We start from the raw sequence: 12548 nt of genomic DNA, 5'->3' as shown, positions 1-12548 counted from the left end.
GCTGGTGGGCAGCGCCCCGGGATATCAACGATTGAGGGTGCCGGACGAGTTGGTCCGCACCTCCACGCACTCGCCCGCCTCGTTGCGCGTGAAGCCGTCGCCGCAGTCGCCCAGGCCGTTGATCGGGCAGAAGCGCTCGTTCATGTAGGCGAAGACGTTCGTCACCGCCGAGTGCTTGCCCACATCCTCACGGGCCATCGAATAGGCCTTGATCACCTCGTCGACCGAGGCGCCGAAGTCGATCGAGGTGCACGCTGCGTTCAGAACGGCACCCACGGCATGCCAGTCGAGCGACCCCCTGCACACGCCCCAGGCATGGAGCACCTCCATCAGCGAGGGTGTACCGGTCAGGCATTCCGGCCTGTAACCGAAGACTTCCTCGAAGGAGGTCGCCCCGCCCGCACCCACGGTGGCGTCAAAACGCTGGCAGTTATTGTCGGTCCCATTGGTCTGAATGCAGGAACCCGGGGAATACCCGGTGCACTCCCAGGCACCCCAGTTGTCCTTCCAGAACGCCGAGGTACAACCATCGCCCGCGGTGCACTCGTGGTCAATGTTGGAGACGTTGGCGGAGAAGATGTTGCCCGACAGCGAGCACTGCCCCTGGGCGCCCCAGACCGACTTGGCCGGTAGCGACACCAGCATCGCCCCACCCAGGCCGGCCGCGGTCAGGCGGCGCCGGCTGCGACTGCGAAGGCCGGACGAACCCGTGTCCGGGTCCACGGGGGCGGTGGACTTGCCCTCGCCTACGTCTTCGGGGCCATGATTTCCGTTGTGCTCGTGTTCATCACTCATGCTTGCCTGCTCCAGGTCAAACCTCGCCATTTCACCGTCCGGGCAAGGGCACCCGGCCACGCCGCAATGGGCTGCGATCCGGGGGGTACACTGCAATCAGACGCTTTCTCTTGGTACATAGCAAGCGGGGTGCCATCCTTCTTAATAACGGGTAACTCACTGATATCAAGGCACCCTCTCGCGACGAAACAAAGCCGGAAGGGCATCCGGAGGCACCGAGTGGAAAGTTTTCCGACAGCCCTGAGTGGCCCGCCACTCATACCCGCCGCACCCGCAGAATGAACGAATGACTCAGCCACGCCCCGGCAGCCGGCACTGCCTGCAGGAACCCCCGGGTGCCCCGGTTCTCCAGGAGCGGCTGCAGGCGCGCCAGGCGGCCGGGTGCCAACGGAAGCCAGTACAACGCCTCGGGCCGCAGACCCACGGCCTCCGCCGCCGCGCGAAGACCCTGAGGGTCGTCGTAGCGCAGATGCGGCGGACGCCCTCGCCGACACCGGCGCCATTCGCGAACCGCCGTGGGCAGGCAACGCAGGTTCAGCGCATCGACCCAGGCCTCGCCTCCCGGGCGCAGAACGCGCCGAATCTCGGCGAGTGCCGGCTGGGGATCCGACAAGGCCTGCATGACGCCGAAGCACAGCACCCCGTCGAAGGCGGCGTCCGCAAGCGGGAGGTGATTGATGTCCGCCGCCAGCCAGGGAATTGCCGGATCACTTCGATCCCGCGCCTTCTGCAGGGAGGGCGTTGAGTAGTCCAGCCCCCAGACCTCATGGCCCTGCGCATGAAGCATCCGTGTGTAGGTTCCCGCGCCGCAGCCGACATCCAGCCAGCGACCGGGCTCCAGGTCGGCGCGCCGCCACAGCCGCTCGAACTGCCGGACGCGGCTATGCAGGCCGCTGTGCGTCCAGCCCGCGATCCCGGCATCGTCCTCCAGGTTCGCCCCGCGCTCCAGGAAGCGCTGGCGCCAGCGGCGTTCGAAGCCGGCATCCTTCACCGGTTCGCACCTTGCGCCATCGCCATGACCGCGTGATGGTTCATTCCCGGCCCTCGCTGACCTGACCAATGAGTTCGGTCGCGGCAATCAGCACATGATCGCGGGAGAATCCGGCCCGGCTCATCTCGTCGTACAGCGTGCGCGCCAGCAACCGGGCCACGCGTTCCGGGGCGTGGGTAATGGGGCCCGTTGCCGCCCCCGGCTGTCGCGCCAGCGCCATCTGCGTAAAACTCGTGCGCAAAAGTCCCTTTAACCGATGGACGAGGACCGACTTCGCCACCACCAGGGCCAGGATCAACGCCCGGCGCAAATCCTCCTGCGTCAGCCGGCCCCGCCCCTCGGGGCTGTCGATGTTGATCACTCCCAACAGGTCGCCCTCCAGAATCACTGGCACCGCGATCACGTCGACCGGACCCGCGCCCTCGGCCCGCCGCGCCTCGGCTGCAAGATCGGAGGCATGCAGGTCACGAATCAGCAGCCCCTTGCGCGCACTCGCCACCCGCCCCGAAATTCCCGAGCCAAGCGGTTGCCTCACGTCATAGGCATGATCGGGCAGATACCCGTGATGTGCCTGGACGCGCAAGCGCGCCGCACCCCCGTCCGGGTCCGGCTTCAGCAGCATGATCGAACAGCGCTCGCACTCCATGGCGTGACTGACCAGCGCGGCCAGGCCGGCCAACCCCTTTTCCAGGGACTCGGCCTCCTCCACAAAATGAGCCAGCTCCATCAGCCGCTCGTCGAATGCATCAAAGGCCTCGCCCATCTCCCCGGCCCCACCGCGGTTTCGTCCTGCGAGCTTAACAGCCCGACCGGGCGCCGGATCGAGGCAGCGTTAGGCACAAGCCGAGCGGACCGGACGGCCCCATAACGCCCCGGACCGCGCACCGCACGACTGCCCCAAATTCAACCTGCTCGGGGCTTCGCGGATTGCCTGACGCCCTTTGCGGCCGGCGCTGCGGACGCCGCCACGCCCAGCAACAGCACCAGGTAGAACAACAGGGCGATCCGCGGGGAGTAGAACAGCGTACTGAACACGCCGATCGACAACGCCCCTGTCAACGCGGCCGTCGACGCCAGCGCTACCGCATCGCCCGCCAGCGAACGCCGCAACAGCAAGACCAGGGCCGCCAGTGTCAGCCACACAAAGGCCAGCAGGCCCAGCCAGCCCTGATCGAAATAGATCTCCAGCCACTGATTCTCGACCCGCCACGGCCACAGATGGTCCGTGGTGAAGTACCAGTAACGGCCCAGATGCTCGAAGTCACCGTTGGCGACGTATTCACGACCGGCCGAATCCCGAACCTGCACGCTGTAAAATTCGGTGACAGACCGCTGGCGCGCATCGACCCCCAGCGACAACACCAGGCCGCGCTGAATGGGCCAGGGGCGTGTCTCCATCGGATCCAGGTCGAAGCTCCACTGGAAGGTCTGACGTCCGCCGTCTTCCAGGCGCATGCCCTCGCTGCGACAAACGAAGGAATGGCGGATGGGCTTCTCGCAGATGAAGACTCGAAATCCCGTGGGCTGGGCACTGGCGGCCTCCACGGTCAAGGTATAGAGACCGTCGCGGGGCAGGCTCACCCGCTGATTCACGAACAACGAATCGCCACCGCCGATTTGCAGGCGCGGCTCACCCTCCGCGCGGGTGAAGGCCAGATTGCCGGGCAGGCGCCCGTCCCGGTTTCCGGTCCGGTAGTGCTCCGGAAAACTGCCGACACCCCGCCCAAACAGAGGTGAAAGCGGCCCGCCGCCCGGGAGTTCGAGGGCGGCCTGCCAGTGATCCATGCGGATCCCGAAGTCACGTTCGATGTGGCTCATCCGCTGCTCGGCAAACCCGCCCAACGTGGTGCCCGCAACCAGGGCAATCGCCACCACGGGCAACAGCACACCGACCAGTGCCCCCTGCCGAGCCTGCATGCGCCCATGCAACGCCGCCAGCAGCACCCCGACCGCGAGCACGACCACAGCCACCGCCAACCCCAGATACCCGCCGCGCGAATAGGTCATCGCCACGGCGTATGCCGTCCCGACCGCCAGCAGGGCCGAGCCGGCGAGCATCAGGCCGAGGCGCTGGCGCCAGCACCAGATCAGGGCCAGGGGAAAGGCCAGCACCAGAAAGGTCTCGATGCTGGGCCCTCCCGCCTGCATCTCCGAAAACAGCCCCGACAGCCGATAGCCACTATCGAAGTTCAGCAGCCCGGGATAGGTAACCCGCTCGCGCACCACGAACGCCAGTTGCGCCAGCAGGGCCAGCGCCACCCCGGGGAGAAACCAGCGCGTCACCTGCTCCGGCACCGGGACAGGCGCAACCCTCAGCATCGCCAGCAGGACAACCGCCCACAACAGGCCCTTGGCCACCCGCAGGGCATTCCACTGGTGGGCAAAATGCACCGCCTCGCCGGGGTTCCAGGTGCCGGGCGGGAACAGGGCAACCGCCAGGCTGATCAGCGTCGAGGCTACCAGGAGACCCAGCGCCCAACGGATGCCACGCGGCAACAACGATGCCCCCGAATGCAGCGCATGCGGCCCGAGCCAGAGGGCCATGGCCAGGGTCATCAACAGGAACAGGTCCAGCTCGGAGACGAAAAGGCGCCCGTGGTAGAGCGTCAGGTCCAGGGTGGCCAGCAGCACGGGGATCACGAACAGCCAGCCCTGCGGCCGCCACGCCAGCAATGCGGCATAGGCCAGCAACCCGGCGCTCAGCGCCACGGGCACGACCGGCCAGGTCACCGCCAGCAACAGAGTCGCCAGCGCCAGCAGGCCTGCAAGCGCCTGGCGCAGGCGCTGAAAACCGCGCGAACTCGGGCCCGGTCCAGCCGGCTCCGGGTGGGGACCGCGTGGTTCAGCCGCAGCCCGTCCTGCGGGTGCGCCCCCCACGGCACTGGCACGACCCAGCCATTGCAGCAGCGCGGCCATCGCCCAGGCGGCCAGGCCGGCAAGCACCAGGCTGGCCGGGTCCGGGCGCGCGCCGTCCACGAAGAGCTTGGCGGCCTCGACCAGCAGCGCCAGGACAACCCCTGCCACGACGGCCAGCAGGTTCAGCGCCGACGGCTGCAGGGGACGGCGCAGCTGCCACAACCAGACCAGGAACCCTAGCGGTGCATACATGGCCAGATGCAGCGCCGTACTGCGCAGGGCGTGAATCTCGTCCACGTGATAGTGGTAGTAGAACGGCCACAGGTTCAGGCCGGCCCACTGGGTTCGGGCCGCTTCCACATCGGCGTGAAACGGGCCGAAACCGTGGTTGAGCGCGACCAGCAACAACGCGTAGAACACGGCACCGATCACGAGTATCGGCGTGGCGAACTGCTGCAGCGTCCGGATCACGCCATGGGGATGCACGGGCAGGTTCCGGAACAGGACCAGGCCGATGCCCATCCCCAGGGCCCGCAACAGCACGGACCGCCCCTCGGCGATGCCCGACAGGGTGGCGAGATTCAACAGCTCCAGCAGCCCCGCAAGAAGCAGGGCCAGCGGGATCCCGGCCCCCAGCAGCGAGGCGCCGCGCCGATGCAGCCACAATGCCAGGAGCAGCCCCACCGGGATACTGGCGACCACCTCCAGCGTCAGCCAGCTGATACAGCGAATCCCGCTGGTGCAGGCCCCGGCAGCGACCCACCAGCCCCAGGCATCGGATGCCAGGCGAGCCCGCAGCTCGTCCATGGCGAGCACCAGGTCAAAGGGGACAAAGCCGACCATCACATAGGCGGCGGCATAGATCACCAGCCCGGCGGTCAGGGCCTGCGCACCCGCACCCTCCAGCACCCGACGCCAGCGCGCCAACGGGTCGCGCAACGCCAGCCAGGCGAGCGAGCCGGCCACTGCCCCGGAAAAGTTTCCGGCGATATCGGCCGCCGCCGGATGCCGGTACGGCAACCACACCTGCAAGAACTCCACGCCGGCCGTAACCGCCAGGCCCAGGGCGGCCACGAAGACGAACGCGCCGATCGCAAGCAGCCGGTTGCGGCGACCATGAGTCAGCCATGCGGTCCAGAAGAACCCTAGCGGCAGGAACATCAGGGCATTGGCCATGAACTGCTGGCGGCCACTGGTCCCGGGGCCGGTCAGGCTCATGCCACGGTAGATCTCCCAGGCACGCTCCAGGCTCATCGAGCCGAACTCGAACGGCAGCAGCGTCAGGTAGACCGCAGCGCCCAGCGACAGCCAGGCCCACAGCGCGCAGGTACGCAGCGACAGCGGTTCCGAACCGGCGCGCGGCCGGCTCATCGAAGGGTCAGGGAAACGCCGATCCATGAATCGGTGCGGGCGCGCGTCACGCCCGAATGCACAGGGGGCGCAGCGACGCCCCTGCAATCAGGCGGCACGTCGGAAACCATGGGGCAACAACGCGGACGGACACACGGTTCAGCGTCTCCCGGGACGAAAGCGTCCCGCCACTGTAGCTCCGGCCGCGCCCATGAACAGCGCGGGCGTTATGCGGGCGTGGCGTTCGCCATCCGTGCGCCGCGCCGGGGGCCAGGGGAACGGTGCGCGCCGCGCCAGGTCCCGAAGCTTCCCCATCAGGAACCTGGGGGGCATCAACGCGAACGCTGATGGGCTCGGCGCCCCCTTACAGGCGGAGATCCGTGGCAGTACGGGGGAATACCGATTTCACGTCGAAGATCACCGACTCGGGCCGTGCCAGTTCACGGATGGCCTCGATCCCCATCTGCAGGAATTCGCGGTGCGGCACGGCCACGATGATTGCATCGAACTGCCCCGGTGCCGGCGTCTCGGTCACCGGCGTGATGCCGTACTCGTGCTCGGCCTCGGCCGGGTCCACCCAGGGGTCGAAGACCGTCACCTCGGCGTTGTAGCCAGCCAGGGTGGCGTGGATGTCGATCACCCGGGTGTTGCGCAGGTCCGGGCAGTTCTCCTTGAAGGTTAGCCCCATCACCAGGATCCGCGCCCCCACCGGATTGATGCCCTTGCGCACCAGGGCGCGCACCGTGTTGTCCGCGATGTGCGCGCCCATGGCATCGTTCACGCGCCGCCCGGCCAGGATCATCTCCGGGTGATGGCCCACCGCCTGTGCCTTGTGCGTCAGGTAGTAGGGATCCACGCCAATGCAGTGTCCACCCACCAGGCCCGGCCGGAAGGGCAGGAAGTTCCACTTGGTCCCGGCCGCCTTCAGTACCGCCTCGGTATCCAGGCCCAGGCGCTCGAACAGCAGGGCCAGCTCGTTGATCAGGGCGATGTTCACGTCGCGCTGCGTGTTCTCGATCACCTTGGCGGCCTCGGCCACGCGGATGCTCTCGGCCTTGTGCGTCCCGGCGGTGATCACCCGCGCATACAGCCCGTCCACGAAGTCGGCCACCTCCGGGGTGGAGCCCGAGGTGACCTTCATGATGGAGGTGACCCCGTGTTCCTTGTCGCCCGGGTTGATGCGCTCGGGGCTGTAGCCGGTGAAGAAGTCCCGGTTATGCACCAGCCCGGACTGCGCCTCGAGGATCGGCACGCAATCCTCCTCGGTCGCGCCCGGGTAAACGGTGGATTCGTAGATCACCGTGTCGCCCGGCTTGAGGACCTGCCCCACACTGCGGCTGGCTCCCAGAAGCGGTCCCAGGTCCGGTCGCTTGTGCAGGTCGATCGGCGTCGGGACGGTCACCACGAACACGTTGCATTCGCGCATGGCCTCGAGATCGGCGGTGTACGTCAGCTGCGGGGTCGCGGCGAGCTTCTCCGGCTCCACCTCACGCGTGCGGTCCACTCCAGCCTGCAGCTGCCGCACCCGCTCCGGGTCGATATCGAACCCGCGGGTGGGCCATTGATGGCCGAATTCCACGGCCAGTGGCAGGCCGACGTACCCCAGACCGACTACTCCGATGGTGACTTCATCCAGCGCGGGAAGCGTATGCATAAGATGTCCGTTCTCTTTGCCAATCGTAATGGAGGGCGCCCGGCCGGTTACCTCTCCGTTTTCGTATGCGATACCGACGCTCGCAACCCCGTCAGCGGCAGGGCGCACAGCCCGGGACACGCGGCCCGACACCGTCCGCTCGTCCGGGGTTGGGCCCCGGCGGCCCGGTATAGGCACCCCAGACTGCCTGCTCGCGCAAACGGCCATTGTAGTCGCGATCCGCACCCGCGGCCGGGGCCGAACTCACGCCGGCAGAACGCTCGTGCAGAGCGCCCTCCCGGGGATAGAGATCCAGCGCATCCTGCCCGGCATCCGGTGCCGCCAGATACCGGGCCGCGTCCGCGCGCGCCGCGGTGAAGTTCTCACCGCCCGCGATACCCCCCGAGAGCTGCAGCGGGTCCCCGGCAAACACGGCGTTGCCGGCCACCTCTTGTTCGTATGCCCGGTCCGGTGCGTCCACGCGGATGCCGAAGCCGGTCGCCAGGACCGTGTTGTTCGCGATCCGGGTCTCGCGCGGCAGGTGATTGTGCGGCCGCACCAGTACCGCGTCGCCGGCATCGTTCACGAACAGGTTGTCGTGGAGCTCGATATTTCCCTCTCCCTGAAACAGACGCTCGTGCGGATTCTGATAGAACAGGTTCCCCGCGATGCGATAACGGTCCTGGGACCCCGGCCCGGCGGGCGGGAAATGCCCCACCAGCAGGTTGGGCCGCGCCCGCCCCCCGTCGCTGGCGCGCTCTGCCTTGCTCAGCAGGTTGTAGCGAATCCGGGTCTCCCGCGGCTCCGCCGGCATCCCCGGGATCCCGTCGCGGTCCGTCTGGTGCTTGATCTGGATGTTGTACCCCAGGGTGCGGTGAACGTGATTGTGCTCGATCACGCCAGCGACAAACGGGCTGGTCCCGTCCGGCTGTCCCAGATACATCCCGGTCCCCACATCGTGGATCTCGTTGTGCCGGATCACCCAGTCCCGGGCGGGCGCCCGCGTGGTGATCCCGGCGTTGCCCTGCGAATGGTCGTAATGACGGATGGTCAGGTGTTCCAGGATCACGTGATGGACCCCATCACCGCGCGCCTCGGCGACCACCCCGGCCACGGGTTCGCCACCACCATCCAGGGTCAGGTGCCGGATCACGACATGCTCGGCGTCCACCAGACTGATCGTGTTCTCCCCGCGGCGTCCGCGCAGGATGGCGGGCTCGCCGTCGACCGGGCCACTGATCACGATGGGTTGCTCCGGCGTTCCGCGCACGCCATGCAGCCGCAGGGCCTGGGGGTAGTCGCCCGGTGCCAGCTGCAGCCAGTCGCCGGGCTCCAGCGACGCCACCCGCGCACGGTAGTCTTCCGGACCCGCCCGTACCACGTTCCAGGCCGTATCCGGCAGGTCTGTTCCAGGCTCACTTGTGACCGGAGAAGTGCCTGGATCTGCAATGGCGGCCGGTATCCCCTGCAGCAAGACGCACGCCGCCAGCAACCCGCCAAGGGCACGGCACAGCCCGCGATCGAAACGTTCCATCACCGAGGCCTCCCTTGCCGAAAACGCTTACCCAACCCACTTGCCGAACTCAACGATGGCCCCCGGCCACCCTGTTGTCACGCATTACCACCCACACCGGATCTAACGAGCCATTCACGAAGGCCCAGCATGTTTCTGCAGACACGATAAAGTGATTCAACAGGGATCCCGACCGGGCCTCGCGGACCCATCGCGGATGCCCAGCAGCGCCCGTTGGCGTCGTCGCAAGCGGGCCCCGCCCATGCGCCCACAGGACATCTCGACAGCCCATGACAAGCCATCAGCAATGCGACATCGTGTGCGTCGTTGGCGCACGGCCGAATTTCATGAAGATCGGCCCGGTGATGCGCGCGCTGGCCGGCGCGGGCATCACCGCGCAGCTCGTGCATACCGGCCAGCACTACGATCCGGCGATGAACGAGCGCTTCTTCACCGATCTGAACATCCCGTACCCGGACATCAACCTGGAAGTCGGCTCCTCCTCCCACGCGGTACAGACCGCCGAGGTCATGAGCCGCTTCGAGCCGGTGCTGGACGCGCTGAACCCGCGGGCCGTGCTAGTCGTCGGCGACGTGAACTCCACCATCGCCTGTGCCCTGGTCGCGGCCAAGAAGGGGATCGGCGTGATCCACGTCGAGGCCGGGCTGCGCAGCTACGATCGACGCATGCCGGAGGAGATCAACCGGGTTCTGACCGACCAGATCTCCGATCTCCTGTTCACCACCGAAGGCCATGCCATCGACAACCTCGCACGCGAGGGGATCGATCGCGAGCGCGTCCACTTCGTCGGCAACGTGATGATCGACACCCAGCTCCACAACCTCGAGCGGGCCGTGCCCTGGGACGCATCCCTGCAATCCGCAGGTATCGACCCGGCGCGCTTCGCCCCGGAGGGTGCCTACGGCGTGCTGACCCTGCACCGTCCCTCCAATGTCGACGACCCGGCGATCCTGGAACGCCTCATCGCCACTCTCGCGACCATCGCCCGCGAACTGCCCCTGGTGTTCCCGCTGCACCCCCGCACCCGCGACCGGCTGCAGGCCTCCGGGCTGGACCACCACCTGAGCGAGGCGCCCATCGCGGTCCTGCCGCCGGCCGGCTATCTGGAAATGCTGGGCCTGATGAAGGACGCGCGAGTCGTGCTCACCGACTCCGGCGGCATGCAGGAAGAAACCACGGCGCTGGGCGTACCCTGCATCACCCTGCGGGAGAATACCGAACGGCCCATCACCATCGACGAGGGCACCAATGTCCTGGTCGGACACGACCCGAAGCGTCTGCAGGCCGCCTTCCGCGACGTCATGGACCATGGCGGCAAACAGGGCCGCGCCCCGCAATACTGGGATGGCCGCGCCGGCGAGCGTATTGCCTCCGTCATCGCCCAGTGGCTGGGGCACGAGCCGCGCGCCCGCGCCACGGGCTGACCCGCATGCTGCTGCGCTCGCTGCTGTCCCTGATGTCGCCCGGCGGCTCCCGCGCGCGCCTGTCCATCCTGATCTACCACCGCGTCCTGCCGGCACCCGACCCGCTGGTGCCCGGCGATCCGCACGCCGATGATTTCCGCTGGCAGATGCGCCTGCTGGCCCGCTCCATGAACCCCTTGCCGCTGGACGAGGCCGTGGACCGCCTACAGGCCGCTACGCTGCCCGCCCGCGCGGTCAGCGTGACCTTCGACGACGGCTACGCCGACAACGCCGAGGTCGCCCTGCCGATCCTGCGCGAGGCGGGCGTGCCGGCCACCTTCTTCATCGCCACCGGGTATCTCGACGGCGGGCGCATGTTCAACGACACCCTGATCGAGACCGTACGCCGCCTGCCAGCGGGCCCCATCGATCTGACGCCGGAGGGTCTGGGACAGCGGCAGCTGGACACGGTCGCCGACCGGCGGGAGTTGATCCGCGAACTGATCGGCCGGTTCAAGTACCAGCCCGCGGAGCAGCGCACGGCCGGCACCGAGACACTTGCCCGGCGCTTCGGACTGAAACTTCCTGACGCCCTGATGATGACCCGCGCCCAGGTCCGCGAACTGGCGGCGGCGGGCATGGGGATCGGCGGGCACACGGCCACCCACCCGATCCTCACCGAGGTGGACGCCACGACCGCGCGCGCCGAGATCCAGCGCGGCAAGGCCGATCTGGAAACGCTGCTGGACCGCCCGCTGCGCCTGTTCGCCTACCCCAACGGCCGCCCGGACCGCGACTACGCCGCCGCGCACGTGCAGATCGCGCGCGAGTGCGGCTTCGATGCCGCCGTCTCCACCGCCGCCGGCGCCGCGCGCGCGGCTTCCGATCCGTTCCAGCTCCCGCGCTTTACCCCCTGGGACCGCACGCCCCTGCGCTTCGGCCTGCGCCTGGCCCGCAACCTCGCCGAGCCCCGGGAACGCCGCGCCGCATGACCACCCGTGTCCACATCACGGTCGACACCGAGTTCAGCATCGGCGGGGCCTTTGCCGACCCCCAGGGCCGGCGGCCGATCGGGCCGCCGTCCGTCTACTGCGAGCGCCATGGTCGCTCGGAAGGTCTGGGCTATCTTCTGGAGACCCTGGAGCAGTACGGCATTCGCGGCACCTTCTTTGTCGAGGCCCTGAACACCTGCTATTTCGGAGACGAGCTCATGGGGGGCATCGCGCGCGAGATCGCCGCGCGGGGGCATGACGTGCAACTCCACCTGCACCCCTGCTGGACGTACTTCGAACAGCCGAACTGGTCTCAACAGCTGCAGACGAATCCGCCGAACGATGACATCACCCGCCGCAGCGAGGACGAGCAGGTTCGGCTGATCCGGATGGGCCAGGACACCTTCACCCGCTGGGGCCTGCCCGCGCCCACGGTCCTGCGTACCGGCGGGCTCAAGGTCGGGCTTGGCGTCTACGCGGCGATGCGCCGCTGCGGCATGGGGATCGCCTCGAACATCGGTCTGGCGATCTACCGCCCGCGCGAGCCCGAGCTGCACTTGTTCGCCGGACATCACGATATCGACGGCATACGCGAGTTCCCGGTCACCACCTACACGGACTTTTGCCTGCGGGGCGAACGCCACTACAAGACCCTCACGATCACGGGATGCTCCTGGCCGGAGACCCGGACCGTCCTGAAAAAGGCCCGCGAACAGGGCGTATCGGATGTCGTGGTCCTCACCCACCCATTCGAGTTCGTGAAGCACCGGGGCGACGCCGCCCGGTCGCCGACCCTTGATCGCGTAAATCGTCACCGCCTGAAACGACTGTGCAAATTCGTCGCGGAACAGCCCGCTCTGGAGGCGGCCTGCATGAGCACACTCGGAAACGAGCCGGCAGCACCCCATGACGACACGCTTGATGTCCCCGCCTATCGGGCTCTGGGGCGCATCCTCGTCAACCGCCTCAACCACGCCTCGGTCGGGGTGTGAGC

The 12548-nt window shown here is 67.8% G+C and carries 9 protein-coding genes; 3 read left to right on the top strand and 6 right to left on the bottom strand.

Translation table 11 applies throughout. From position 1 onward, the window contains the following. Positions 1-24: 24 nt before the first annotated feature. The 6 genes from TVD_RS00515 to TVD_RS00490 form a co-directional block, all read right to left on the bottom strand. Entirely contained in the window at positions 25-795 is a 771-nt protein-coding gene (locus TVD_RS00515; RefSeq protein WP_047250521.1) for a hypothetical protein, read from the bottom strand. 256 nt (positions 796-1051) lie between these two features. Continuing rightward, the gene (locus TVD_RS00510) at positions 1052-1786 is read right to left on the bottom strand and encodes a class I SAM-dependent methyltransferase (RefSeq protein ID WP_047250520.1); all 735 of its coding nucleotides are present in this window, start codon (positions 1784-1786) and stop codon (positions 1052-1054) included. 40 nt (positions 1787-1826) lie between these two features. Continuing rightward, positions 1827-2549 carry a GAF domain-containing protein gene (locus TVD_RS00505; RefSeq protein WP_047250519.1) on the bottom strand — a complete coding sequence of 241 codons (723 nt, stop codon included), beginning with the start codon at positions 2547-2549 and terminating at the stop codon, positions 1827-1829. 140 nt (positions 2550-2689) lie between these two features. After that, positions 2690-6013 carry a VanZ family protein gene (locus TVD_RS00500; protein WP_047250518.1) on the bottom strand — a complete coding sequence of 1108 codons (3324 nt, stop codon included), beginning with the start codon at positions 6011-6013 and terminating at the stop codon, positions 2690-2692. Positions 6014-6356: 343 nt separating this feature from the next. Continuing rightward, a complete protein-coding gene (locus TVD_RS00495; RefSeq protein ID WP_047250517.1) occupies positions 6357-7646 on the bottom strand; it encodes a nucleotide sugar dehydrogenase in 1290 nt (429 codons plus the stop codon). 91 nt (positions 7647-7737) lie between these two features. Beyond that, positions 7738-8868: a right-handed parallel beta-helix repeat-containing protein gene (locus tag TVD_RS00490; protein WP_338065505.1), complete on the bottom strand. Its 1131-nt coding sequence runs from the start codon at positions 8866-8868 to the stop codon at positions 7738-7740. Between the two features lie 560 nt (positions 8869-9428). On the opposite strand from TVD_RS00490, the gene wecB reads away from it, so the two are divergent. Genes wecB through TVD_RS00475 form a run of 3 tightly spaced genes read left to right on the top strand, consistent with a single transcriptional unit; the run spans position 9429 to position 12546 of the window. Then, a complete protein-coding gene (wecB, locus tag TVD_RS00485) occupies positions 9429-10583 on the top strand; it encodes a non-hydrolyzing UDP-N-acetylglucosamine 2-epimerase (RefSeq protein WP_047250515.1) in 1155 nt (384 codons plus the stop codon). Positions 10584-10588: 5 nt separating this feature from the next. Further along, complete coding sequence (locus TVD_RS00480; protein WP_047250514.1) at positions 10589-11554, top strand: polysaccharide deacetylase family protein; 966 nt, start codon at positions 10589-10591, stop codon at positions 11552-11554. Further along, on the top strand, positions 11551-12546 hold the full coding sequence (locus tag TVD_RS00475; protein ID WP_047250513.1) for a polysaccharide deacetylase family protein: 996 nt from the start codon (positions 11551-11553) through the stop codon (positions 12544-12546). Before TVD_RS00480 ends, TVD_RS00475 begins: the two co-directional genes overlap by 4 nt. Positions 12547-12548: the final 2 nt, after the last annotated feature.

Source organism: Thioalkalivibrio versutus (assembly GCF_001020955.1).
Taxonomy (GTDB): Bacteria; Pseudomonadota; Gammaproteobacteria; order Ectothiorhodospirales; family Ectothiorhodospiraceae; genus Thioalkalivibrio; species Thioalkalivibrio versutus.
This window is presented reverse-complemented; position numbering and strand designations above follow the sequence as displayed.